We start from the raw sequence: 22,268 nt of genomic DNA on the forward strand, positions 1-22,268 counted from the left end.
ACCAAGGCGCGGGTGACGTGACCGCGCCAGCTGAGTACTCTGGAGCTGCCTTCAACCGCGGAAATCGAATGTGTCCCCGACCCTAGCACGTCGCCTGTCCTGGCCGCTGGCCATCCTTTTGCTGGTCTGGTTGTCGCCGGTTACGGCGGCCGAGCTGTTCTACCTCGGCCAGCGCATCCCGGATATCCACACCCCCTGGCGCAGTGGCGACTACCGGCAACTGCGCGAGGCGCTGGAGAAGATCGACGGGACACAGGCCAATGCCTTGCCGCGTCGCAGTGGCGAATTTACCGGACCGATCTACCAGCGCATGGTTTCCCCGGAAAATTTTCGCCCGCAACTGAACATCTACGCGCCTCTGGAACTGCGCCAGAACGAGGCACGCGAGGTGCTGTTCGAACTCAAGGAGCTGATGCGCCTGTACTTCGACTTCCGCGCCCGGCAACAACCCTACGCCGCCGAAGCGCTGGGCCTGATGACCTACTCGCTGCGCCAGCAGGCCATTCTCTTCACCCTCACCACCGAGTTCTGGATGACCCTGTCGCAGGGCGAGCAAAGCAACCCGGTGCGCCTGCAGGGCCTGCAGGAAACCAAGGCCGCAGCGGCCATGCTTAGCGGCAGCGCCCTGGACTACCTGGAGCTGACCCAGGCCTTCGGCCGCGACGAGCTGTTGCTGTACAGCGCCGAGCTGAGCCAGCAGCTACCCGAGCTGTTCGTGCATCTGCCGGTCGAGGTGCAGGCACAACTGCTGGCCCGCCTCGAAGGCCTGGCCAGCGGGCATCGCTACCCGCAGGTACGGCAGGACATGAGCACCTTGCTACCGGTCCTGCAGATGATCCACCAGGACGTGCAGACCCAGCTGGCGCAACCGGCAAAACCGGCGAAGAAGGCGCCCAGCCTGGACCTGTCGGCGCCGGACTCAGTGCAGTAGGCCAAGGCCCTTGGCGCGGGCGACCGCCTGGGTACGCCGCTCGACCCCGAGCTTGCTGTTGATGTGGCGGGCGTGCGTCTTGACGGTGTGCAGGGAGATGAACAGCCGCTCGCTGATTTCCTGGTTCGAGCAACCACGCGCGATCAGCTGCAGCACGGCCAGCTCGCGGCTGCTGAGCTTTTCCGCCAACGGCTCCTGTTCCAGCTCGGGCTCGACGACGAACTGCGCCGCCACCGGCAACTGGGCCAGCAGCTCGTCACGCAGCGGGCTGGACGGACGCGCCAGCAAGCGCTCGCGCAACCAGTGCGGCTGATGCTGCAGTAGCTCGACGAACGGCAGCAACGCCCCGCCCTGAGCGGCATCCAGGCAGCTATCGAGCTGTTGCTGCGCCTCGCGCTCACGCCCGGTCTGCTTCAACAGTTGCGCCAGCTGCGCCTGCGCCATCAGGCCAACCAGTTGCCCGCCCAGCCCCTGGGCACGCTGCGGCAACGCTCGCAAGCGCCGCTCGGCGTTGTCCACGGCGCCCTGCAGACGCTCCAGCGCGGCGTGCTGCAGGTCGATGTGCATGGCGAGTTGCGGGTGGAACTCCGGCGCCAACGCCCGCCCCTGATCGCCGTAGGTCTCCGCCAGTTGAGGCAGCCAGGCTGCAGCCAGTTCGACCTGGCCCTGACGCAGCCACAGCTCGCACTTGATCAGCGTGATCATCGCCAGGTAGTAGATCGCAGGCACATCCCAGACATGCATCAGACGCTCGGCCTCGCCGAGCAGGGCAAATGCCTCGGCAGGACGTTCCTCGCGCCCTTCCAGGCAGGCCAGCACGCAATAGCCAATCAGCACGCCAACATCGCGACAGGCACGGGCCTCGGCGATGCCCGCACGCAGATGCTCGGCCGCCCGTGCATCCAGACGCAGGCTGAGCAGATAGCCCTCGTACAGGGTCAGCCGCGCACGCACAGAATAGCTGCGCTGGGTTGGCAGCCGCTGCACCAGCAGCAAGCCCTGATGCACTTCGTCCTGCGCTCGCAACACCTCACCACGGGCCTGCAGTACGCGGGCACGCTCGTAATGCGCGAGGGCCTCGAACAACGGGTTGCCGATACGCTGCGCCAGCTCCAGCGCATCGCGATTCAGCCCCCGCGCACGCCACAGGTCGCCGTGCACCATGGCCAGGTTGGACAGCGCCGACAGGCACAGGAAATGCGGACCGTAGCGTTCGCCAGGCAGACAGGCCAGGGCTTCGCTGCACTGCCGCTCGGCCCGTGCCCCATCGCCACGGCCACGGGCGATCACGCCATCGAGGGCCTGCCACTGCGCCAGCAGGCTGCACTGGCTGGCCGCATCGGCAGCGGGCAGGAATCGCCCGAGCTGCTCGAGCAACTCCTGCGCCGCATCCAGCTGACAGGCCAGCGCCAGGGCCCAGCCATAGAGCATGATCAGTCGTGGGGTACTGGCCAGTAGGTCGTCCGGCAGGTTGGTTTTCCAGCGCAGCAGCATGGCGACGTTCTGCTCGGCGAGCATCTTCTCTTCCGAGAGGTTCTGCACCAGGCTGGCCGCCACATCGGCCTGACCGGCCACCAGGGCCTGCTCGATGGCAGAGTCCAGCATGCCCTGTGCGGCGAACCAGCGGCAGGCACGCAGATGCGCACCGCCACGCGAAGCATTCGAGCCATCCGCGGCACGCGCATTGAGCAGGTCGGAGAACAGGTGGTGGTAGCGAAACCAGTTGCCCTGCTCGTCGAGCGGCACCAGGAACACCTGATCGGCCTGCAGCTGGCGGATGATCGCAGCGCTGTCGTGGCTGTCACGCACCGCATCGCACAGATCGGCGCAGAAGCGCTCGAGGCACGCGGTGTCGTAAAGGAACTGCTGCACCTCGGCGGGCTGACGCTCGATCACCTCTTCGAGCAGGTATTCGCGGATCAGCCCCTCACCGCCGTGCAGCTGCAGACAGGCTCCCGCCCCCAGCTCCTCGGAAGCCAGCAGCCAGAGGCGCAGGCCGGCGATCCAGCCCTCGCTGCGCTGCAGGATACCGGCAACCTGCTGCCGTTCCAGGCGCGTGCCCTGGCTCGCCAGCAATGCATCCAGCTCCGCGGCGGTCAGGCGCAGGTCCTGCTCGTTGAGTTCGAGCAACTGCCGCGACAGGCGCAGGCGCGCCAGGTGCCAGTCGGGTCGCTGACGACTGGTGACCAGCAGCAGCACACCGGGCGGCAGGTGATTGAGGAAGAACTGCAGGCAGCGATCGAGAACCGGCCCTTGCGCCAGGTGGTAATCGTCCAGCACCAGCAGCAGCGGCTGGCCATCGTCCAGTTGCCGAGTCAGTTCATCGAGCAGGCCGTCGAGCCACTGTTCGAAGGCGAAGGGCTGATGGCGCTGGCGCATTTTCAGCAGGCCAAGGGCGTCCTCGCCCAGGCCCGGGTACGACTGCTGCAGGCCTTGCAACAACCGTTCGAGGAAGCGCCCGGGATCACGATCCCGCTCGCTCAGGCCCAGCCAGAGGCTGCGCCAGTGATTTGGCAGGCGTTCGCAGAATTCGATCGCCAGCGAGCTCTTGCCAAAGCCGGCAGGCGCGCTGACCAGCAGGAGGCGTCCTTGCAGTCCTTCCTCGAGGCGCTCGCACAGCCTGGGCCTGGGCATGTGCCCGGCCGGCAGCGGTGGCCGATAGAAACGCGCCTCCGCCGGCGTAGCCGGTGCATAGGGGAAGGCTGGGGAGCGGGAAAGGTCTGTCATCGGCCGATTCTTGGAAGTCTTCTGTCTGGGGCTCGATCTGAGCTCAGCCTAGCGACTTGCAGTGGCCTTTAGAAGCGCTTGCTACAGTCCGTAACGAAAAAGCCGGCACAAGGCCGGCTTTTTCGTGGTGCGTGCAACTGTCAGCGAACGCCCGCCTGGCGCAGGGCCGCCGGCGTGTAGTCGCTGCTGGAGGCCTTGTAGTTGAAGTCGTAGGCCTGCTTCTCCTCGTTCTTCATACCCAGGGCCAGGTAGCGACCGGACAGCAGGTCATACAGCGCTTCCAGCGTGTACCACGGCACTTGCTTGTCGTAGTAGTACTGGGCATGCGCCTCGGCCACGCGCCACAGGGTGCCACGACCGTCGTAGTGGTCGATCAGCGCCGCTTGCCAGGTATCCTCGTCGAGGTAGAAGTCGCGCTTGGCATAGATGTGGCGCTCACCCTGCTTGAGGGTCGCGGTCACATGCCATACGCGGTGCAGCTCGTAGCGAGTCAGGTCCTGGTTGATGTGGCCAGCCTTGATGATGTCCTCGTACTTCAGGCTCGGCGAGTCCAGCTTGTAGGCGTTGTAGGGGATGTAGATCTCCTTCTTGCCTTCGAGCTTCCAGTCGTAACGGTCCGGCGCACCGTTGTACATGTCGAAGTTGTCGGAGGTACGCAGGCCGTCAGCTGCAGTACCCGGACCATCGTAAGACACCTGCGGGGCACGACGCACACGACGCTGACCGGCGTTGTACAGCCACGCCAGACGCGGCTCCTTCACCTGGTTGAGGGTTTCGTGCACCAGCAGCACGTTACCCGCCAGGCGCGACGGAGCGGTCACGCGCTGCTTGAAGTAGAACAGGACGTTGCTTTCCTTGCTCGGGTCGAAGTCGGTCAGCGCATCACGGAAGGTGAACTCGTCCTGGAAATAGACCAGCGAGTAGGAACCGTTGGCCTGCGGAGTCGCCTGAGTGACCAGACGGCGCACGCTGCCACCGCGGTAGCGGGTGATGTGGTTCCAGATCGCTTCCAGGCCGTTCTGCGGAATCGGGAAGGGGTTGGCGGTCTGGAAGTTCTCCAGGCCGTTGCCACCCTCGACCATCTTGGTGTTGACCGCATTCTGCTTGGCCGCCTCGATCACCGCTGGCGGCAGGCTCGCCGAACGGTGGCTCGGGTAGACCGGCATCTTGTAGCTGTCGGGGTAGCGCTTGAACATGGCCAACTGGCCAGGCGTCAGCTTGTCCTTGTACTGGTCGACGTTCTGCGCGGTGATGGTGAACAGCGGCTGCTCGTTGGCGAACGGGTCGGACAGGAAGCCCTTGCCGTCGACAGTGCCGGCATTGGCCGGCAGACCGCCAGTCCAGGCCGGAATCGAGCCATCGGCATTGCCGGCCATCTCGGCACCAACCGGGGTCAGCGTGTTACCCAGCTTCGCCGCTTCGTCCGGCGACACCGCCGCCATCACGCTGGTGGCCAGCAGAGACAGGGTCAGGATGCCGCTTTGCCACAGTTTTTTTGTTGTTTTCGTTTGCATCTTCATTCCTCGAAATTCCTGGCCGCTTAGAAGTTCACGCCGAAGCTGAGCGCGACGAAGTCACGGTCAACGGCGGTGTTGTACTTGCCGTCAAAGAAACTGGTGTACGAAAGGTCAGCGGTATAGGTGTTCTGGTACTCGGCGTTGAGGCCGAGACTCACCGCCTTGGCTCCTTCGGTGAACATGCCGTTGGGGCCATAGCCTTCGACATCATGCGACCAGGCGACACTGGGACGCAGGTTCACACCCGCGAAGGCATTCGGATAGTCCCAGATTGCCCGAGCGCGATAGCCCCAGGAGGTGCTGGTAGCGAAGCCATCGTCCTCACAATAACGACGCACGTTCTTGCCCGAGTTTCCGTTGAGAATCTGCGAGCATGTTTCAAAGCTGCCAGTCGCAGGCAAGGGGCCTGGTCCGTACACCGGATCACGGCCGTAACGAACCTTGTCGCTGCTTTCCAGACCACCGATGTGAACCACCCCGATCTCACCCACCAACGTCAGACGCGAAGCGCCCATGACTTGATCGAAGAAATGGGTGAAGGTGGTCTGGAACTGGGTGATTTCCTTACGGTTGTAGCCGTGGAGATCCTGACCGCGAGCACCATTTGCCAGCGAGGCATTGGCAAATGTTCCGCCCAGCAATTTCACGCCACCGTAGAGAATATCGGTGGTGTTGATCTGCACCGGCGCATTCGGTCGATAGCTCAACTCACCCGACCATGCAGTACCGGTAGGCAGCGTGGTAGAGAAGCTCAGCCCGTAAAGACGAATATCCTCCGGATACTCCATGAAATAGCTTGAGTTCGCAGCGATAAGCAGCGGTGCCGCAGTACCGGCCCCTGGAGCAACTGCATAGACGCTGGTCGGCGCAGCCGTCGCACTGAAGATAGGCGTGCGACTGTGATAGTTGATGAAATAGGCACCGAATTCGGTATCCAGAGGCTCGAGGAAATAGCGGAACGCCATGCCCCACTGGCCACTGTCTCGGGCATCCCGGTCACCACTACGCGGCACGATGATCCCCTCGCTGGTTCCGGTGATGGGCTTGTAGCCCGGAACGGCGCCAAAGGTCGAGTTCAGGAACCCCAGAGTCGCTGCGCCTGGATTGGTCAGAACGGCCAGGTTGTTATCACAACCATCGGCAGCGACATCTGCCTGGGCGAAGAACGTGCCGCAGTTGTCGATGACCGTCTGGTCCCACTCCAGCTGATAGAAGGCCTCCATCGAGAGGTTGTCAGTCAGGCTCTGAGCCACATAGAACATGTTGACCGGAATCAGGCCTTCCTTGATTTCCGCCCCTGGCCGGCGGAACGCTGCAGCATCGATAGGGTTGATGGCGTTGATACTGTTCTGGATGAAGGTGCTTTCACCCCAGCTGACGACTTGTTTACCCAGGCGCACCGAGCCAGGCTGACTCCCGATAGAGTAGTTGTGATAGACGAATGCATCGAGTATCTCGGCGCCCGAAGCCTGTGCGGCGGTCTTCCGGTTGCTGTCGTCGATATCCTTGAACAGGCGGCTCTCGTCCTTCAGTTCGAAGTCATACCAGTACTTGCCCCGAACGAATACGCCAGTATCTCCGTACTTCAGCTCGAGGTCATGAATACCCTTGAATATCTTGGAGAACGTCTCGCCACGCTTGAAATTCAGGTGAGCATCATCCGAAGTCTGCGAAAGCCCATCGCCCCCGTTGTTCTTGCCAATCAGGTTCTTGTCAGCCTTGGAGACCGACCAGCTGGCACCCACAGACAGCGACGAATCGAACTGACCTTCGATCTCACCGATATTGAAAGTGACGCCGAATGCCGGAGCGGCAAGGGTGGAAGCGAGGCTGACGGCCAGCGGAAGTTTCGCCAAACGCCAGTAGGGTTTTGTTCTTGTTGTCATCGACGCTACTCCATGTGTTTTTTGTTATGGATGCTTGGACTATAGCCAGCGGGTAGTACTGCTTGATCCCTCGAAAGTGTGATTTGCAGTCCCCAGGCACTCTGGCTCGCAGGTTTCACGTCCTGCGCCTAGCCAAGCATGGACGCGAAACAGCAATTAGCAAGCCAAACGCTTGTTTGACCGAGCGGTCACTTTCACCGCCCAGCCAGTGCGCCACTCACAGCGTGGAGAGAAATGCGCTGCCTGCCTCCTGCCACTGGGCGATTTCGACGCGAATACGCTTCTTGTCCAGTTTGCCGACGCTGGTCTTGGGAATTTCGGTAACAAGGGCGATCTGCGAAGGAATGGCCCACTTGTTGATGTGCCCCTGCTCGACGAAAGGCTTGAGGTGCTCCTTCAGCCCCTTGGCATCCAGCGCCTCGCCGTCACGCACCACCAGCAGGGCGAACGGCCGCTCGCCCCACTGCGGATCGGGTACACCCACCACCGCCACTTCGCGCACGGCAGCGTGACGGCTGATCAGGTCTTCCAGCTCGAGCGAGGAAATCCACTCGCCACCGGTCTTGATCACGTCCTTGATGCGGTCGCGAATCTCGATGAAGCCCATGCCGTCGATGGTCGCCACATCCCCCGTGTGCAGCCAGCCGTGGGCCCAGAGCTCCTCGCCTTTCTCCGGCTCGCGGAAGTAGCCCTGGGTCAGCCACGGAGCACGCAGCACCAGCTCACCCTGCGCCTCGCCGTCGCTCGGCAACAGCTTGCCCTCATCGTCCATGATCGCGGCTTCCACCAGCGGTACCGGGATACCGGCCTTGATGCGGTACGCCGTGCGCTCGTCCTCGCTGCCCGCACGCAGCTCCTCGTTGAGGTAGGCGCAAGAGATCAGCGGGCAGGTCTCCGACATGCCATAGGCGGCCGTCAGCTGGATGCCGCGCGCCTTGGCCGCCTCGTACAGCGAACGGTTGAGCGCACTGCCACCGATGATCATCTTCATGCCACCGAAGTCGTGCCCTTGCGCCCCCGGTGCACCCAGCACCATCTGCAGAATGGTCGGCACGCAATGGGAGAAGCTGACCTTCTCTTCCTTGATCAGGCGGCAGAGCATGTCCGGCTCGTAGCGGCCGGGGTACACCTGCTTGACCCCGAGCATGGTCGCCACGTAGGGCACACCCCAGGCATGCACGTGGAACATGGGCGTGATCGGCATGTAGACGTCGTCATTGCCCAGCAGGCGGATGCTGTCCAGCCCCCCCATGGTGGCGGCCATGGACAGGGTGTGCAGCACCAGTTGGCGGTGGGTGAAGTACACCCCCTTGGGGTTGCCGGTGGTGCCGGTGGTGTAGAAGGTCGTGGCCACCGAGTTCTCGTCGAAGTCGGCGAAGTCGTAGCGGGGGCTGGCGGCGGACAACAGGCTTTCGTACTCGCCGACGAGCCCTGGCAGCTCGGCACTGCGCTCATCGCCATCGGTCAGCAGCAAGGTCTTCTCGACGGTGGTCAGCTGCCCGGCAATACCGTTGTAGAGGGCGACGAATTCGCTGTTGACCAGCACGAAGCGGTCTTCGGCATGGTTCATGGTGTAGAGGATCTGGTCCGGCGACAGGCGGATATTGATGGTGTGCAGCACCGCGCCGAGCATGGGGATGGCGAACATGCATTCCAGGTAACGGTGGCTGTCCCAGTCCATCACCGCCACGGTGTCACCGGGCTTGACCCCTGCCTCGCTGAGCACGTTGGCCAGACGCGCGACCCGCTCGTTGAAGGTCGCGTAGCTGTAGCGCAGCTTGTCGCGATAGACGATCTCGCGGGTTTTCTCGTAGCGGCTGCCGGACAACAGCAGGCGCTTGATCAGCAGCGGATAGGCGTGAGCGTTTTCAGCGGGAGGGATCAGTCGAGTCTGCAGCATGAAGTCACCTTGAGGCACGCTAGGGTTTGGTATGCAGCGACTCTAGAGCGGTGCCTGTACAGGGAAATCAGCCCAAAGAATGATTTGCCGCGTGACCCTATTTTGAATCCTGGTCACGAGTTAGAATCCACGCCACGCAAACGTATCAAAACAGACTTTACCAAGCCCCATCTTCGTTCGAGGTAACACCATGTCCGATATCGTCATCGTCAGCGGCGCCCGCACCCCAATGGGCGGTTTCCAAGGCAGCCTGGCCAGCGTAGCAGCCGTCGACCTGGGCGCAGCCGCCATTCGCGAAGCGGTCAAACGCGCCGGGATCGAGGCGGCCGACGTGCAGGAAGTGATCATGGGTTGCGTCCTGCCTGCCGGTCTCAAGCAGGGCCCGGCGCGCCAGGCGTCGCTCAATGCCGGTCTGCCGGCGGCCACCGGCTGCACCACCATCAACAAGCTGTGCGGCTCGGGCATGAAGGCCGTGATGATGGCGTTCGACTCGCTGAAGGCCGGCAGCAACCAGGTGATGATCGCCGGCGGCATGGAGAGCATGTCCAACGCACCGTACGTCCTGGAGAAGGCCCGCACCGGCCTGCGCATGGGCCATGGCGAGATCAAGGATCACATGTTCCTCGATGGCCTGGAGGACGCCCGTACCGGCCGCCTGATGGGTTCCTTCGCCCAGGAGACCGCAGACCAGTACGGCATCACCCGCGAGGAGATGGACGCCTACGCCATCGAATCGCTGCGCCGTGCCCAGGCCGCGATCCACGACGGTTCGCTGGCGAACGAGATCGTGCCGGTCACCGTGACCTCGCGCAAAGGCGAGGTGATCGTGAAGGACGACGAACAGCCGCTGACCGCCAACCTGGACAAGATCCCCGCGCTGAAGCCCGCCTTCAAGAAGGACGGCACCATCACCGCGGCCAACGCCAGCTCGATCTCCGACGGCGCCAGCGCGCTGCTGCTGATGACTGCCGAAGAAGCGGCCAGACGCGGCCTCAAGCCGCTGGCCAGGGTCGTGGCCCACGCCACCCAGAGCCAGGACCCGAGCGAGTTCACCCTGGCCCCTATCGGTGCGATGAGCAACCTGCTGAAGAAGACCGGCTGGAACAAGGACGAAATCGATCTGTTCGAGATCAACGAAGCCTTCGCCATGGTGACCATGCTGGCGATGCGCGAACACGGCCTGGATCACGCCAAGGTCAACGTCTTCGGCGGTGCCTGCGCCCAGGGACACCCCGTCGGCTCGACCGGCTCGCGCATCATCCTCACCCTGATCAACGCCCTGCAGGCGAAGGGCGGCAAGCGCGGCGTCGCCTCGCTGTGCATCGGCGGCGGCGAGGCCACAGCCGTCGCCATCGAACTGCTGTAACCCCGCCCCTCAAGAAAAAGCCCCGCTCTTGCGGGGCTTTTTCGTTCAGCGCATCTCGGTGAACGCCAGCTTCACGCCGATACCGACCAGCACCGCGCCCATCAGTCGATCGAACCAGTGGCCCATGCGCGCGAACCCCGCGCGCACACGCTGCTGACTGAACAGCCAGGCCACCAGGCAGAACCAGAACGCCGTCGCCAGCGCCAGGTAGAGGCCATAGCCCGCCTGCACGGCGATCGGGGTATGCGGGTTGATCACCACGGTGAACAGCGAGAGGAAGAACAGCGTCGCCTTGGGGTTAAGCCCGTTGGTGACGAAGCCGGTGACGAACGCACCGCGCCCGCTGCGCTCGCCGGCGGCCAGGTTCAGTTCGGCACTACCCGGTTCAGCCGGGCGGGCACGCAGAGCCTTGACCCCGATATACAGCAGGTAGGCCGCCGCCAGCCACTTCAGCGCGTTGAACAGAACGATGGACTGCGACACGATCAGGCCGATGCCGAGCAGCGAATAGGTCACGTGCACCAGAATGCCGGTGCCCACGCCAAATGCCGTGAACAGCCCGGCACGGCGACCATAGCCGACGCTCTCGCGCACTACGATGGCGAAATCGGGGCCCGGGCTGGCCACCGCCAGCAGGTGGATCAGGGCGACGGTGAGAAATTCACTCCAGTACATGGCGGCTCCGCATCGGTGATGAAGGTCTGGTAGGCTCGCCAATCTACTCTTGCGACCCTCCTGCGAAAAGGTACAGCTGATGAGCAACAGCCCACGCGCCGTCTTCCTCGACCATGCTTCCCTCGACCTCGGCGACCTCGACATGCAGCCGATGCAACAGGCCTTCGCCGAGCTGACCCTGCATGCCCATACGGCGCCGGATCAGGTCGCCGAACGCCTGCAAGGTGCACAGGTCGCCATCAGCAACAAGGTGCCGCTGGACGCCGCCACATTCGACGCCTGCCCGGATCTGCGACTGGTCCTGGTCACCGCCACCGGTACCAACAACATCGACCTGAGCGCCGCCAAGGCCCATGGCGTGACCGTCTGCAACTGCCAGGGCTACGGCACCCCCTCGGTGGCCCAGCACACGCTGATGCTGCTCCTGGCACTGGCCACGCGCCTGCCCGATTACCAGCGCGATATCGCGGCGGGTCGCTGGCAGCAGGCCAGCCAGTTCTGCCTGCTGGATCACCCCATCGTCGAACTCGAAGGCAAGACCCTGGGCATGCTTGGCCACGGCGAACTGGGGGGCGCGGTCGCCCGCCTGGCCGAAGCATTCGGCATGCGTGTGGTGCTCGGCCAGCTACCCGGTCGCCCTCCGCGCGCCGACCGCCTGCCGCTGCACGAACTGCTGCCGCAGGTCGATGCACTGACCCTGCACTGCCCCCTCAACGAACAGACACGCAACCTGATCGGCGCAGCCGAACTGGCGCTGATGAAACCACGCGCCTTCCTGGTCAACACCGCACGCGGCGGCCTGGTGGATGAACAGGCACTGGCCGACGCACTGCGGCGCGGCCACCTGGGCGGCGCGGCGACCGACGTCCTGCTGCAGGAACCGCCGAAGGATGGCAACCCGCTGCTGGCCATGGACATTCCCCGCCTGATCATCACCCCGCACAGTGCCTGGGGCAGCCAGGAAGCACGCCAGCGTATCGTCGCCCAGGTGGTGGAGAACGCCGCCGGCTTCTTCGCCGGTGCGCCGCTGCGAGTCGTCGGGTAACAGGCCGCTGAAAACGCGGGCGAGACGACAAGACAAGGCCCATGGCAGCCCCGCAAAAGCGGCCGAAACACGGCGCAGCGGATTAGCCGCCACGGGCTGGCCCGAAGGCCGAACGTAGGGAGTGAGGAGCATTGGCTGCGCTTCATTCGCCCCTTCCGGGCTGCGCTGATGCCGGTTCGGCCTCTGGCTATGAGGCTGATTTCAACGCAGCAGTACCAACGTAGGTAGTTTTTCAACGAACTGGTAAGCTGCGCAGCTTTTTCAGGCAGGTGCCCCCATGGATCCGCGAAGCGAAGTTCTCCTGCGCCAGGCCGAGCTGTTCGATGGCCAGGTACTGCTGGCAGGCCTGCCGGCCGATGACCTGCTCGGCGCACTACCGCAGGCCCGTGGCTGGAACTGGCACGCCGGTGACCAGGCGCTGCTCGCGGCACGCTTTCCAGGGCGCAGCCAGTTCGACACGCAGATGCCGGCGGGTGACTACCGCGCTGCGGTGCTGTTCCTGCCGAAGTCGCGAGAACTCACGGACTACCTGCTACAGGCCCTGGCCGCACGCCTGGCCGGCAAACCGCTGTACCTGGTGGGAGAGAAACGCGGCGGCATCGAACGCGCCGCGAAACAGCTGGCCGTCTTCGGCAAGCCGCGCAAGCTCGACAGCGCCCGTCACTGCCAGCTGTGGTGCGCCACTGTCGAACAGGCGCCACAGCAGCCGGACCTGCAGGCGCTGGCACAGCGTTACCCGTTGCAACTGAGTAATGGCACCCTGGAGATCGTCACCCTGCCGGGGGTCTTCGCCCACGGTCGCCTCGACCGCGGCAGCGCCCTGCTGCTGGAGCACCTGCAGGACCTGCCCAGCGGCCACCTGCTGGACTTCGGTTGTGGCGCGGGCGTGCTGGGCGCCGCACTCAAGCGCCGTTACCCATCGAGCCAAGTGACCCTGCTCGATGTCGACGCCTTCGCCCTGGCCAGCAGCCGGCTGACGCTGGCGCACAACGGTCTCGAGGCCGAGGTCATTGCCGGCAGCGGGATCGAGTCCGCCCCCGAGGCACTGAGCGCCATCATCAGCAACCCGCCTTTCCACCAGGGCGTGCACACCGACTACCAGGCCAGCGAGAACCTGCTGGTCCAGGCCGGCCGGCACCTCGTCAAGGGTGGAGAGCTGCGCCTGGTCGCCAACAGCTTTCTCAAGTATCCGCCGTTGATCGAGCGCCACCTAGGTCCCTGCCGCACCCTGGCCGAGGCCGATGGTTTCCGCATCTACAGCGCACACCGCTGAACGGAGTTGCTTCGAACGCGGCGCGCGGGCACAATGGCGCCCGTCCTAGGGGAGTAGTCTCCCGCGAGCGCCCTGCTCGCCCGGTATGCGTCAACACACTTGCTCCGCAGAGCATGGCGCATGCGACCCAAGGTCTGCTCAGACAGACCTGCGGTTTGACAAGACCTATGACACGCACAACCTCACCCGGGGCGGGAAGGTCGTTCGTGTCATAAGCCGTGTTGACCCGCCCCTTTAGGAAACCTGATGCTGGAATCCCTGTTCGTACCCACCCTGATCGTTGCCCTCGCCGAAATCGGCGACAAGACGCAGCTGCTCGCCTTGCTGCTGGCGGCACGCTTTCGCAAACCCTGGCCGATCATCTGGGGCATCGTCGTCGCCACCCTGGCCAATCACTTCGCGGCGGGCGCCATCGGCAACTGGGTAGCCAGCTTCTTCTCCCCGGCAACCCTGAGCTGGATCCTTGCTGCGAGCTTCGTCGCGGTGGCGGCCTGGACGCTGGTTCCGGACAAGCTGGACGACGACGAAGAGTCCGGCCTGAAGAAATACGGCCCCTTCCTCACCACCCTGATCGCCTTCTTCCTCGCCGAAATGGGGGACAAGACCCAGGTCGCCACGGTGATGCTGGCGGCACAATATCCGCACTTCATCCTGGTGGTCGCTGGCACGACCCTGGGCATGCTGCTGGCCAACGTGCCCGTGGTGCTGGCCGGCAACTTCGCCGCCGAGCGCCTGCCGCTGACGCTCATCCGTCGCCTGGCAGCCTGCGCGTTCGCCGCCCTGGCCATCTATGCCGGCTACCAGGCCCTGAAGCTCAGCGGGCTGATCTGACGCTTCCATGACGCCAGCGAACCGGCATTTCGGCCAATCCCATCGCCCCCTGGCCTGCTGCTAAAGTGCGCACCACGTCACGTAAAACAGCAGGCCGCTGAACCCGTGCGCGACCGGCGCACGCCAGGTGCGGAGCCGCCATGGGCGCCCCGGTCACCTGTTCAGCGGCCTGCGGCGCCAGCAGCCGGGAGGGCAACATGTCATTGGATGATCGCAAGAAGGTGGTGTGCCAGCACATCGACCTGGTCTGGAACAGAGGCCGCCTGGCGCTGGCCGAGCAACTGCACTCGCGCGACTTTCTCTACAAGAGTTCGTTCGTCGGTCATCCGCTCGACAGCGCCGGCTTCATCCAGATGGTGCAGGACATTCGCCACGCCATGCCGGACCTGCAGGTGGTCATCGAGGAGTGCATCGCCGAGGGCTGCAAGGTGGTGACCTGGAGCACGCTGATCGGCACCATCCAGAAACCGGCACTGGGCTACCCGCCCAGCGACAAGGTACTGAGCATCTCAGCCATGGCGTTCTGGACCCTGAGCCCGGGCAACGAAATCCAGGAAATCTGCACCATGTTCGACATGGAAAGCTTCCGCTCCCAACTGGGCCTGCAGACCCGCTCCTTCGCCGAAAAAGCCCTCCCCTGAGAAGACCCGCGGCGTGCCATGCACGCCGCAGCAGCCCTGTCAGCGCTTGGCCCGGGCCTGCTCGTACAGCGGCATCACCTTGGGAATGGCCGCCTGCAGCGACGCGATACGGCTACTGGACGACGGGTGCGTGCTCATGAACTCGGGGGGCGCACCACCGCCGGCAGCCGCCATCTTCTGCCACAGGCTGATGGCCGCGTTCGGGTCATAGCCCGCACGGGCAGCCAACTCCAGGCCGATCAGGTCGGCCTCGTTCTCGTTGCCCCGACTGTTGGGCAGGGTGAGGCTGTACTGCACCACCGTATCGGCCATCGCCAGACTGCTTTCACCCAGCCCCAGCAGAGCGCCGGCGCCCTGCTTGGCCAGCTCGATACCGTAGGCCTTGGACATGGCTTCGCGGCTGTGCTCGCGCAGCGCGTGCGCCATCTCGTGGCCCATGATCGCAGCGATCTCGTCGTCGCTCAGCTTGAGCTGCTCGATGATGCCGCTGTAGAAGATGATCTTGCCGCCCGGCCCGCAGTTGGCGTTGAGCTCGGGGCTCTTGATCAGATTGACCTCCCACTGCCAACTGGCCGCATCCGGGCGGAAACGCGGCGCTTGCGGAATCAGGCGGTTGGCGATGGTCTGCAGGCGCCTGGCATTGGCGCTGTTCTTGTCCAGCGCGCCCTTGCTCGAAGCTTCGCTCAGCGTCTGCTGATAGGACTGCGCATACATCTGATTGACTTCATCAGCTGACAGCATGCTGAACATGTATTGCTTGCGCTCGACGCCGACGGCACCCGCGCTGGTGGTATTGACCGCCTGGCACGCGGAAATCAGCAACGCGGCTGCCAGGCCACTCAGGTGAAGAACCTTGCTCATCGAGCCATCTCCTTGCATGGGCCGCCTATGCTAGGCCGCCCCGGATACTCGGGCAACCGCCGCACTTGCGTGATGGCCAAGGGCAATCTTTGCTGAATGCAGCACTGACGCAAAGGATCATGCCAGGTCACTAAGGTTTTGCCCTGTCACGGCCGATACAACGTGACAGCCGCACATTGCGCTCGGGAGCTCTCATGAAGTTCAAGTCGATCCAGTTTTCCGTCGCCTTTCTGGCCGGCACCAGCGTGCTGGCGGTCGTCGTGGCCCTGGTGCTCTATGCCCTGTTCGCCGGTGACCGTACCCAGACGCTGGTCCAGCAGCGTACCCAGACCCTGCTCGAGCGGGTCATCGAACAGCGCCTTGGTGCCCTGGCGCAAGCGCAGGTCAGTGAGATTCAGCGCGAACTGGAAGTGCCCTTGCAGATCACCGCCGACCTGGCGCGGGTCAACGCCATGCTTGGCATGACCGACAGCAATGGCAGCCCCCTGCTCAGCATCAGCCGCGAGGAGCTGGCCAGCCTGGTGCATGAGACCACTGCCGCCAATCCGAAGCTGCTGGGCAGCTACATCGGCTGGGAACCGAACGCCTTCGATGCCAGCGACGACCTCTACGCCGGCAGCAAGGAGAACGGCTACGACGGCAGCGGACGCTTCCTGCCCTGGTGGTACCGCAACGCCGACGGCAGCCTCGGCGTCGATGCCATCGGCTCGACCGAGAGCGAAGAACTCCTGCCCACCGGCGTGCGAGCCGGCGAGTACTACCTCTGCCCCAAGGAACGCAAGCGTCCCTGCGTGATCGATCCAGCCCCCTACGACGTGGGCGGCAAGATGACCATGCTTGCCTCGTTCACCTCGCCGATCCTGGTCAATGGCGAGTTTCGCGGAATCGCCGGTGCAGACCTGGCGGTCAACTTCATTCAGGAACTGCTGGTCAAGGCCGACTCGCAGCTCTATGACGGCGCCGGGGACATGGCACTGATCGCCAGCAACGGCCGTCTGGTCGCCTCGACCAAAGCGCCGGACAAACTCGGCGAACCGGCCACCGCGCTGCTCGATGCCAACGAGGTCAGCAACCTGGGCAAACTGCAACCCGGTCAGCCGCTCTACGCCATCGACGCCAAGGACGACCCGGACCACAGCCATATCGAACTGTTCCTCAGTTTCAACATCGGTCAGAGCGATGCGCGCTGGGTGATGATGGTGGTGCTGCCGCTGAAAGCGGTCATGGCCGACCTCTATCAACTGCAGGACGACCTGGCGAGCCAGCGCGACAGCGACACCCTGGGCATGACCCTGGTGGGCCTGCTGATCGCCGGCCTCGGCCTGCTGGTCATCTGGTTCGTGGGCTACGGCATTGCCCGCCCGCTGCGGCAGATGGTCGGCATGCTGGACGACATGGCCAAGGGCGACGGCGACCTGACGGTACGCCTGCAGGTGGAGCGTACCGACGAACTCGGCCAGATCGCCCAGGGCTTCAACGCCTTCCTGACCAAGCTGCAGGCGATGATCGCCTCCGTGGTGACCTCGGTGCAGCAGGTCAGCGACTCCTCCGAGCACACCGCCGATATCGCCATCCGCACCAACCAGGGCGTGCAGAAGCAGCTCGCCGAGATCGAGCTCGTGGCCACCGCCGTGCACGAGATGACCGCCACCGCGCAGGACGTCGCACGCAATGCCACCCACGCTGCCGAAGCGGCCAACCATGCCGACCGCGCGGCCAACCAGGGCAAGCAGGTCGTGCAGGAAACCTCGGCCGCCATCGCCGCGCTGGCCAGCGAAATCGGTCGCGCCGTGGGCGTGGTACAGAACCTGGCCAAGGACAGCGAGAACATCAACGCCATCCTGGTCGCCATCCGTGGCATTGCCGAACAGACCAACCTGCTCGCGCTCAACGCCGCCATCGAGGCCGCCCGCGCAGGTGAGCAAGGTCGCGGCTTCGCCGTGGTCGCCGATGAGGTGCGCAACCTGGCGCAGAAGACCCAGCAGGCCACCGAAGAAATCCAGACCATGATCCAACAGTTGCAGCAGGGCACCCGCGAAGTGGTCAAGGTGATGGAGCAGAGCCAGAGCAAGACCGACGACAGCGTGGAACACGCCAACCAGGCGGCCAGCTCGCTGGAAGACATCACCCAGGCGGTCTCGGTGATCAACGACATGAACACGCAGATCGCCAGCGCCGCCGAAGAACAGAGCGCCGTCGCCGAGGACATCAACCGCAACGTCACCAATATCGGTCAGGTCGCCAACGAAGTCGCCGGCGGGGCCGACGAAGCCAGCCAGGCCAGCGCCCAGCTGACCAGGCTGGCCGAGCAACAGCGCCGCCTGATCAATCAGTTCAGGGTCTAGTCGAGATTATCGGCAGGGGCACGTGCCCCTGCCGAGACGGCGCCTCAGGCCGGCGTCAGGCACTCCGGCGCATCCAGCTGCGGGTCGTTGACCAGCGTCGCCAGCGGGCGCTCTCGCAACGCCACAGGGGATTTGGCCAGCAGCGCGACCAACTGCTCGGCCGAGGCCTCGTCGCTCAACCACAGGGCCTGCTCGTGTTCATCGAGAATCAGCGGGCGCCGCAGTGATGCAGCGGCCTGGGTCACCAGCGCCACGCTCAGGTACTCGTGCCCGCCCACCGGGTAGATTTCCCACAGCGCCGCGAAGTACATCAGCGGCTCACCATTGGTCATCCAGTACGGGCGCTTGCGCGCCGCACCACGCCACTCGAAGAAGCCATTGGCCGGCAACAGGCCGCGACGCTGACGAAAGGGCTCGCGGAACATCGGTTGCTCGGTCAGGGTTTCGGCCCGCGCATGCGCCGGCGTCTTCGACAGGTCCTTGAGCCAGGCCGGCGTCAGCCCCCAACGCGCCGGCGCCAGCACCCGGCCGCCCTCGCCGGCATGCATCAGCAGCACCTGAGCGTTTGGCGCGAAGTTCCAGTGCGGCTGCTGATCAGCGGGAAATCCTGGCAGCGCCGCGAAAGCGGGCGACCAGCGAAACAGGGCATAACGTCCACACATGAAACGGCTCGACAGGCAACGGGCGACTCAACACAGCAGTTCGCCCTGGAAGGACTCCGGTTCGTCACCGGGCACGGGTTGCGCCGCATTGTACTCGGCGATCAGCGCCCGCGCCTGCTCGGCATCCTCGTTGCCGACCATCAGCCCGAGCAGACCGCACGCCGGCAGCTCACCCACCGCCCCCACCAGGTGCTGCCCCTGCAGATGCGCGCCGATGCCCTCGCTGGCCAGCATGTCCACCAGCAACTGGCCTTCCAGCATGTTCTCCGGTTCGTAGATTCGCTGCATCAGTCGTTTTCTCCCCGCACATCCAGCTGCCAGTCTTCGCCATCGGTGCGCAGCTCGAACTCGATGGGCCGGCAACACACCGGACAATCCTCGATATAGGACTGATCCCCCGCCGACAGGTCGAGCACGGCTTCCACCGGCTCCCCGCAATAGGGGCAGATATAGGCCTCGGTTTCCAGCATCGCGGCCTCCTTGTGACTTGGCGGTATAATCACCGGTCTATTGCTGAGCCTGCCAGACAGGCTGTCGCTTTTAACCTTAGTCGTTCTAGATCAAGAGAGCATGATGGGCGCATTCGATGCCATCCGACCTTATGCCGACACAGAAGTGCGCCCCGTACTGGCGCGCCTGCTCGCCGACCCGGCGTTTCTCGGCACCCTCACCCGCTTTCGCTTTCCGCGATTGGCCGGTCCACTCGGCTGGCTGCTCAAGCCGCTGATCGCCGCGCGCCTGCGCAGCGAATTCGCCAGCGTCGACTCGGTGGCCAGGCTTCAGGAGAAGATCGAACCCTACATCGATCGCACCATTGAACATGCCAGCGACGGTATCAGCTACTCCGGCCTGGAGCACCTGCAGTCCGGCAAGCCCTACCTGTACCTGGCCAACCATCGCGACATCGTCATGGACCCGGCGTTCGTCAACTACGCCGTCTACCATGCTGGCCTGCAGACGCCGCGTATCGCCATCGGTGACAACCTGCTGCAGCGGCCCTTCGTCAGCGACCTGATGCGCCTGAACAAGAGCTTCATCGTGCACCGCTCGATCAGCGGACGCCGCGAGAAGCTGGCGGCGTATCAACTGCTCTCGGCCTACATCAACCACTCGATCCGCGAGGATGGCGAGTCGATCTGGATCGCCCAGGCCGAGGGGCGCGCCAAGGACGGTGACGACCGCACCGATTCGGCAATCCTCAAGATGTTCCACATGAGCCGCAAGGACGAGCCGTTCGCCGAGGTGATCGACTCGCTCAACCTGATCCCGGTCTCGATCAGCTACGAGTACGACCCCTGTGACCAGGCCAAGGCCCGCGAGCTGAGCATTCGTGCAGCTACCGGCGGCTACACCAAGGCCCCCGGCGAAGATGACAGCAGCATCGCGCTGGGCATCACCGGGTACAAGGGGCGGGTGCACCTGCACTTCGGCCCGCCGGTCGGCGGCCTGGAGGATACCAAGCAACTGGCCCAGGCGCTGGACCGCCACATCCTCGGCCAGTACCGCCTCTTCCCGGTGCACTACCTGGCATACGCCATGTGGGAAGGCCGCGAAGCCGAGCTGAACGTGCCGTCAGCCAGCGAGCTGTTTGCCAGCGCCGACCTGGCCAAGGCCGAAGCCGAGTGGAACAGGCGCCTTGCCGGCTGCAGCGAGGAGGAAAAACCCTACCTCATCCTGCAATACGCCAACCCGGTGCGGAACCAGTACCGGATCAAGGCCGGCCTGCCGCTCTAGGCCTGCAGAAATGCAAACGGCAGCCCGATGGCTGCCGTTCGCGTCTATCGCATGCCCCTCAGAGGCGCGTGCTGAGCCAGGACAGCAGCAGGGCCGAGCCCAGGCAGGCTGCCCCGAAGCGATAGAAGAAGCGGTTGATGCGCAGCGTGCGCTCATCCTGATCCTGGACATCCAGCTCGCCGTCGGCGAGCACACGCGCCAGCCCCCGCTGCTCACGCACACGCGTCACCAGGCACAACCAGGCGCCCGCCACGGCGAAGAACAACGCCAGCGAATTCACCGCCCCGGCCGGATGAGCGAGAAACAGCGACCACAACACCTGCAGCGACATGCAACACCTCGAGTTCAGCATGGTGCAGCAACCCCGCCACCGCACCAGAATGGGGATTCGCGGCTGAGCACGGGCGCATTCCAGCCAATCAAAATCGTCGCGCAGTGTACTGAACTCGCGCTTTTATAAGGTTCGTTTCCGACGAACGCAGCGTGCTATCCCGAAATCGTCTGAAAACTGTCATCCGCCTGGCCTAAGGTTTGTATCTCTCAAGATGACCAAACAGTCACAGCTGTTCTTGGAGACTACCCCACGTCCTAGGAGGACCTGTCATGCTCAATCCCCAACCGCTGGATCGCGATTATCTGATCGACTCGCTGGATGAAGTGGATGCCGTGGTCGACGAACTTTCCTTCAACGTACAGGACCAGCACTGGCTGGTTTACTGCGCCCTCGGCGGTCACGAGCATTACGACCTGCCGGACATCGACAATCGCACCGGCATGAGCCTGCCGGAGCTTTACGACCAGGCGGCATGAACGCCCAGGACAAATGAAAACGCCCCGCAATGCGGGGCGTTTTCGTTGCAGGGGCCGTGCTTACTGCAGCAGCACCTGGCCGATGGTCGGGTCCTTGAAGGCCCGCGTCAGCGCATCGCTGAGCACATCGCTGACCAGCTTGGTGTTGGTCTGCTGGTTCGGCGCGGTGCCGAAGCGCTGGTTCAGCGAAGCGCCATAACGGCCGGTGTAGCGACGGCTGCCGCCTTGCACATCGGCACGGATGGAGGCGGAGATGTCTGCCTCGGTCACGTACATGCCTTCCTTCGGCGACTGGTACTTCAGGTCCGCCAGGGTGATGGTCAGCTGCGGCGCGTTATAGGCGTTGGCGGACGGGGTGAAACCAAGCAGGCGCACCGCCGCCTCGGCCTCGGCCTGCAGCTTGGGCAACAGGTTCTCGCCGCTGACGCTGATGGCGCTGGTTTCCGGGTACAGGCCACCACGCGTCCCCAGTACCGGCGAGGACCGACCATCGACCACGCGCACGACCACCGGCTGGCCCTGACCCACCGGGGTCAGCGAGCTGGTGAGCTTGGGTTGCGGGGTGAGTTGCTGAGGGCTGAGGGCGCAACCCGCCAGCGTCAGGCTGGTGGCAGCAAGCAAGGCGATCAACGCACGGTGCAGCATGCTCATCTCTCCGAGTGAGGTAAAAGTGGCCAGCAGTATACTCAGCGCGGCCGGAGGCCAACAGTACTGAGACCCGAGCAGCGGCGCCGGGGTTCCTGTCATCAGGCTGTCACCGCGTCAGGGCATAAAGGCTGCAGTCACCACGCTGGAGCCTTCGCCATGCTTTTGCACCGCCTGTTCGGCCGTTCCCGCCCGATGCGCCACTTCGCCCTGCTCGATGCCCAGGGCTGCTGCCGTGCGCTGCGACAGGTGCAGGACCACCCAAGCCAACCCGGCTGGGTGGAAGTGAGTGAACCCAACGCCTCGTGGCTGGGCGCCCCCCTGCCTGCCGGCGCCAGGGTCATGCCGGTCGTCAGCCATACGCGAGCGGCCCGCCCGTTGGCGGCCTGACCGGCGGAAGAATAAAAGTCACGCAAGAC

Annotated in this window: 21 protein-coding genes; 10 read left to right on the forward strand and 11 right to left on the reverse strand. The window is 64.3% G+C overall.

All coding sequences use genetic code 11. The features are described from left to right. Window positions 1–70: 70 nt before the first annotated feature. Window positions 71–931, forward strand: a complete 861-nt coding sequence (locus FIV02_RS19500) for a hypothetical protein (RefSeq protein WP_037050915.1) — start codon at window positions 71–73, stop codon at window positions 929–931. Here the strand turns inward: FIV02_RS19500 and FIV02_RS19505 are convergent. The 4 genes from FIV02_RS19505 to FIV02_RS19520 all read right to left on the reverse strand — a co-directional run bounded on the left by FIV02_RS19505 (window position 920) and on the right by FIV02_RS19520 (window position 8,961). Next, window positions 920–3,658, reverse strand: coding sequence for a LuxR C-terminal-related transcriptional regulator (locus tag FIV02_RS19505; protein ID WP_152489549.1), 2,739 nt, complete (start codon window positions 3,656–3,658; stop codon window positions 920–922). The two genes, FIV02_RS19500 and FIV02_RS19505, sit on opposite strands and share 12 nt — an antisense overlap. 140 nt (window positions 3,659–3,798) lie before the next feature. Continuing rightward, window positions 3,799–5,172, reverse strand: coding sequence for a DUF1329 domain-containing protein (locus FIV02_RS19510; protein ID WP_152489550.1), 1,374 nt, complete (start codon window positions 5,170–5,172; stop codon window positions 3,799–3,801). Window positions 5,173–5,198: 26 nt separating this feature from the next. Further along, window positions 5,199–7,061: a DUF1302 domain-containing protein gene (locus FIV02_RS19515; protein ID WP_152489551.1), complete on the reverse strand. Its 1,863-nt coding sequence runs from the start codon at window positions 7,059–7,061 to the stop codon at window positions 5,199–5,201. Between the two features lie 217 nt (window positions 7,062–7,278). Then, window positions 7,279–8,961: a fatty acid--CoA ligase gene (locus FIV02_RS19520; protein WP_150606500.1), complete on the reverse strand. Its 1,683-nt coding sequence runs from the start codon at window positions 8,959–8,961 to the stop codon at window positions 7,279–7,281. Between the two features lie 190 nt (window positions 8,962–9,151). On the opposite strand from FIV02_RS19520, the gene FIV02_RS19525 reads away from it, so the two are divergent. Further along, window positions 9,152–10,327, forward strand: a complete 1,176-nt coding sequence (locus FIV02_RS19525) for an acetyl-CoA C-acyltransferase (protein ID WP_047588054.1) — start codon at window positions 9,152–9,154, stop codon at window positions 10,325–10,327. A 45-nt stretch (window positions 10,328–10,372) separates the two neighbouring features. Here FIV02_RS19525 and FIV02_RS19530 read toward each other — a convergent pair whose 3' ends face one another. After that, window positions 10,373–11,002 carry a LysE family translocator gene (locus FIV02_RS19530; RefSeq protein ID WP_037050923.1) on the reverse strand — a complete coding sequence of 210 codons (630 nt, stop codon included), beginning with the start codon at window positions 11,000–11,002 and terminating at the stop codon, window positions 10,373–10,375. Between the two features lie 79 nt (window positions 11,003–11,081). Between FIV02_RS19530 and FIV02_RS19535 the strand changes: the two genes are divergently transcribed. The 4 genes from FIV02_RS19535 (at window position 11,082) to FIV02_RS19550 (ending at window position 14,792) form a co-directional block, all read left to right on the forward strand. Continuing rightward, complete coding sequence (locus FIV02_RS19535; RefSeq protein ID WP_152489552.1) at window positions 11,082–12,047, forward strand: 2-hydroxyacid dehydrogenase; 966 nt, start codon at window positions 11,082–11,084, stop codon at window positions 12,045–12,047. Window positions 12,048–12,324: 277 nt separating this feature from the next. Next, window positions 12,325–13,320: a class I SAM-dependent methyltransferase gene (locus FIV02_RS19540; protein WP_152489553.1), complete on the forward strand. Its 996-nt coding sequence runs from the start codon at window positions 12,325–12,327 to the stop codon at window positions 13,318–13,320. Between the two features lie 249 nt (window positions 13,321–13,569). Beyond that, window positions 13,570–14,151 (forward strand): TMEM165/GDT1 family protein, encoded by a 582-nt coding sequence (locus tag FIV02_RS19545; RefSeq protein ID WP_167494324.1) that lies wholly within the window; start codon window positions 13,570–13,572, stop codon window positions 14,149–14,151. 197 nt (window positions 14,152–14,348) lie between these two features. Then, window positions 14,349–14,792, forward strand: a complete 444-nt coding sequence (locus FIV02_RS19550) for an ester cyclase (RefSeq protein WP_037051056.1) — start codon at window positions 14,349–14,351, stop codon at window positions 14,790–14,792. A 39-nt stretch (window positions 14,793–14,831) separates the two neighbouring features. Here FIV02_RS19550 and FIV02_RS19555 read toward each other — a convergent pair whose 3' ends face one another. After that, entirely contained in the window at window positions 14,832–15,653 is an 822-nt protein-coding gene (locus tag FIV02_RS19555; RefSeq protein ID WP_152489554.1) for a M48 family metallopeptidase, read from the reverse strand. Window positions 15,654–15,847: 194 nt separating this feature from the next. Between FIV02_RS19555 and FIV02_RS19560 the strand changes: the two genes are divergently transcribed. After that, window positions 15,848–17,998 carry a methyl-accepting chemotaxis protein gene (locus tag FIV02_RS19560; protein WP_152489555.1) on the forward strand — a complete coding sequence of 717 codons (2,151 nt, stop codon included), beginning with the start codon at window positions 15,848–15,850 and terminating at the stop codon, window positions 17,996–17,998. Window positions 17,999–18,042: 44 nt separating this feature from the next. Here FIV02_RS19560 and FIV02_RS19565 read toward each other — a convergent pair whose 3' ends face one another. The 3 genes from FIV02_RS19565 to FIV02_RS19575 are packed head-to-tail and all read right to left on the reverse strand — an operon-like array spanning window position 18,043 to window position 19,130. After that, window positions 18,043–18,660 carry an SOS response-associated peptidase gene (locus tag FIV02_RS19565; protein ID WP_152489556.1) on the reverse strand — a complete coding sequence of 206 codons (618 nt, stop codon included), beginning with the start codon at window positions 18,658–18,660 and terminating at the stop codon, window positions 18,043–18,045. Window positions 18,661–18,687: 27 nt separating this feature from the next. Next, window positions 18,688–18,948 (reverse strand): DUF2007 domain-containing protein, encoded by a 261-nt coding sequence (locus FIV02_RS19570; protein WP_037050940.1) that lies wholly within the window; start codon window positions 18,946–18,948, stop codon window positions 18,688–18,690. Beyond that, window positions 18,948–19,130 (reverse strand): CPXCG motif-containing cysteine-rich protein, encoded by a 183-nt coding sequence (locus FIV02_RS19575; protein WP_037050941.1) that lies wholly within the window; start codon window positions 19,128–19,130, stop codon window positions 18,948–18,950. The genes FIV02_RS19570 and FIV02_RS19575 overlap by 1 nt, the downstream gene beginning before the upstream one ends. A gap of 100 nt (window positions 19,131–19,230) precedes the next feature. Between FIV02_RS19575 and FIV02_RS19580 the strand changes: the two genes are divergently transcribed. Next, window positions 19,231–20,394, forward strand: a complete 1,164-nt coding sequence (locus FIV02_RS19580) for a 1-acyl-sn-glycerol-3-phosphate acyltransferase (protein ID WP_080757020.1) — start codon at window positions 19,231–19,233, stop codon at window positions 20,392–20,394. A gap of 58 nt (window positions 20,395–20,452) precedes the next feature. Here FIV02_RS19580 and FIV02_RS19585 read toward each other — a convergent pair whose 3' ends face one another. Further along, window positions 20,453–20,725, reverse strand: a complete 273-nt coding sequence (locus FIV02_RS19585) for a hypothetical protein (protein ID WP_152489557.1) — start codon at window positions 20,723–20,725, stop codon at window positions 20,453–20,455. A gap of 272 nt (window positions 20,726–20,997) precedes the next feature. On the opposite strand from FIV02_RS19585, the gene FIV02_RS19590 reads away from it, so the two are divergent. Then, a complete protein-coding gene (locus tag FIV02_RS19590) occupies window positions 20,998–21,204 on the forward strand; it encodes a hypothetical protein (RefSeq protein ID WP_037050948.1) in 207 nt (68 codons plus the stop codon). Between the two features lie 60 nt (window positions 21,205–21,264). Here the strand turns inward: FIV02_RS19590 and FIV02_RS19595 are convergent, their stop codons facing one another. Then, window positions 21,265–21,849, reverse strand: a complete 585-nt coding sequence (locus FIV02_RS19595; RefSeq protein WP_152489558.1) for a YajG family lipoprotein — start codon at window positions 21,847–21,849, stop codon at window positions 21,265–21,267. A gap of 159 nt (window positions 21,850–22,008) precedes the next feature. On the opposite strand from FIV02_RS19595, the gene FIV02_RS19600 reads away from it, so the two are divergent. Continuing rightward, window positions 22,009–22,239, forward strand: coding sequence for a hypothetical protein (locus tag FIV02_RS19600; protein ID WP_047587724.1), 231 nt, complete (start codon window positions 22,009–22,011; stop codon window positions 22,237–22,239). The last annotated feature ends 29 nt before the right edge of the window (window positions 22,240–22,268 follow it).

Origin of the sequence: Pseudomonas sp. THAF187a (assembly GCF_009363395.1) — a bacterium.
GTDB classification, from domain to species: Bacteria; Pseudomonadota; Gammaproteobacteria; order Pseudomonadales; family Pseudomonadaceae; genus Aquipseudomonas; species Aquipseudomonas khazarica.

What these genes read in the sequence shown, in the direction of transcription:
- FIV02_RS19505 (WP_152489549.1), bottom strand. Translation starts at nt 3,658, where the DNA reads ATGACAGACCTTTCCCGCTCCCCAGCCTTCCCCTATGCACCGGCTACG.
- FIV02_RS19510 (WP_152489550.1), bottom strand. Translation starts at nt 5,172, where the DNA reads ATGCAAACGAAAACAACAAAAAAACTGTGGCAAAGCGGCATCCTGACC.
- FIV02_RS19515 (WP_152489551.1), bottom strand. Translation starts at nt 7,061, where the DNA reads ATGACAACAAGAACAAAACCCTACTGGCGTTTGGCGAAACTTCCGCTG.
- FIV02_RS19520 (WP_150606500.1), bottom strand. Translation starts at nt 8,961, where the DNA reads ATGCTGCAGACTCGACTGATCCCTCCCGCTGAAAACGCTCACGCCTAT.
- FIV02_RS19525 (WP_047588054.1), top strand. Translation starts at nt 9,152, where the DNA reads ATGTCCGATATCGTCATCGTCAGCGGCGCCCGCACCCCAATGGGCGGT.
- FIV02_RS19530 (WP_037050923.1), bottom strand. Translation starts at nt 11,002, where the DNA reads ATGTACTGGAGTGAATTTCTCACCGTCGCCCTGATCCACCTGCTGGCG.
- FIV02_RS19535 (WP_152489552.1), top strand. Translation starts at nt 11,082, where the DNA reads ATGAGCAACAGCCCACGCGCCGTCTTCCTCGACCATGCTTCCCTCGAC.
- FIV02_RS19540 (WP_152489553.1), top strand. Translation starts at nt 12,325, where the DNA reads ATGGATCCGCGAAGCGAAGTTCTCCTGCGCCAGGCCGAGCTGTTCGAT.
- FIV02_RS19550 (WP_037051056.1), top strand. Translation starts at nt 14,349, where the DNA reads ATGTCATTGGATGATCGCAAGAAGGTGGTGTGCCAGCACATCGACCTG.
- FIV02_RS19555 (WP_152489554.1), bottom strand. Translation starts at nt 15,653, where the DNA reads ATGAGCAAGGTTCTTCACCTGAGTGGCCTGGCAGCCGCGTTGCTGATT.
- FIV02_RS19560 (WP_152489555.1), top strand. Translation starts at nt 15,848, where the DNA reads ATGAAGTTCAAGTCGATCCAGTTTTCCGTCGCCTTTCTGGCCGGCACC.
- FIV02_RS19565 (WP_152489556.1), bottom strand. Translation starts at nt 18,660, where the DNA reads ATGTGTGGACGTTATGCCCTGTTTCGCTGGTCGCCCGCTTTCGCGGCG.
- FIV02_RS19570 (WP_037050940.1), bottom strand. Translation starts at nt 18,948, where the DNA reads ATGCAGCGAATCTACGAACCGGAGAACATGCTGGAAGGCCAGTTGCTG.
- FIV02_RS19575 (WP_037050941.1), bottom strand. Translation starts at nt 19,130, where the DNA reads ATGCTGGAAACCGAGGCCTATATCTGCCCCTATTGCGGGGAGCCGGTG.
- FIV02_RS19580 (WP_080757020.1), top strand. Translation starts at nt 19,231, where the DNA reads ATGATGGGCGCATTCGATGCCATCCGACCTTATGCCGACACAGAAGTG.
- FIV02_RS19585 (WP_152489557.1), bottom strand. Translation starts at nt 20,725, where the DNA reads ATGTCGCTGCAGGTGTTGTGGTCGCTGTTTCTCGCTCATCCGGCCGGG.
- FIV02_RS19590 (WP_037050948.1), top strand. Translation starts at nt 20,998, where the DNA reads ATGCTCAATCCCCAACCGCTGGATCGCGATTATCTGATCGACTCGCTG.
- FIV02_RS19595 (WP_152489558.1), bottom strand. Translation starts at nt 21,849, where the DNA reads ATGCTGCACCGTGCGTTGATCGCCTTGCTTGCTGCCACCAGCCTGACG.
- FIV02_RS19600 (WP_047587724.1), top strand. Translation starts at nt 22,009, where the DNA reads ATGCTTTTGCACCGCCTGTTCGGCCGTTCCCGCCCGATGCGCCACTTC.